Source organism: Paenibacillus oenotherae, assembly GCF_019443105.1.
GTDB lineage: Bacteria > Bacillota > Bacilli > Paenibacillales > Paenibacillaceae > Paenibacillus_Z > Paenibacillus_Z oenotherae.
This window is the reverse complement of sequence record NZ_JAHZIJ010000082.1, coordinates 1-638: the sequence shown is the minus strand read 5'-3', so window position 1 is coordinate 638 and position 638 is coordinate 1. Positions and strand designations below refer to the sequence as shown.

Below are 638 nucleotides of genomic sequence, written 5' to 3'. Positions count from 1 at the left end.
AATTCCTTCAACTACGATTATGACGGGAACGGGAATTTGACGAACCAATCTTTGAGTTTGAACGGGCAAAGCAACAATTATAGTTACAGCTACGATCCCTTGAACCGAATCGCCACCTCGTCCCAGTTCAATGAGACGTATGCTTACAATAATCGGGGCAACCGCTTGTCCCTGCAGAGTGATAAAGCGCGAGAAATTCCAGCGGGGGAGACGAACTACACGTATGATGCGTGGAATCGGTTAACGCAGGTTGCCAAGCCGGGAGGCGGAACTGTAAGCTATAGGTACAACGGTGACGGACTGCTTTATGAACGGACAGAGAACAGCACGACCGTCCGCTATTACTATGACGGCGATCAGGTAGTGGCAGAAGGAATTGTCGCCAGTGGCAGCGTTACGATGAAGGCGCAGTACATTCGGGGCAAGGGATTGATCGCCCGCAAGGACGCGAACGGGAAGAACTACTACCTGCACAATGGCCATGGCGATGTGATCGAGCTTCGGGACAGCACGGGCAATACGAGTGTGAACCGGTACACGTATGATCTATGGGGCAACCCGCTCACGACCACCGAGGGTGTAGAGAATCCATTCCGCTATTCGGGGGAAATGTGGGATCAGAGCGCAGGCCTGCAATA

1 protein-coding gene is annotated in these 638 nt (G+C 52.7%); it reads left to right on the top strand.

Features of this window, described 5'->3' with window-relative positions:
- On the top strand, positions 1–638 hold a 638-nt coding region (locus K0T92_RS24665), incomplete at both ends, for an RHS repeat-associated core domain-containing protein (RefSeq protein WP_485020574.1).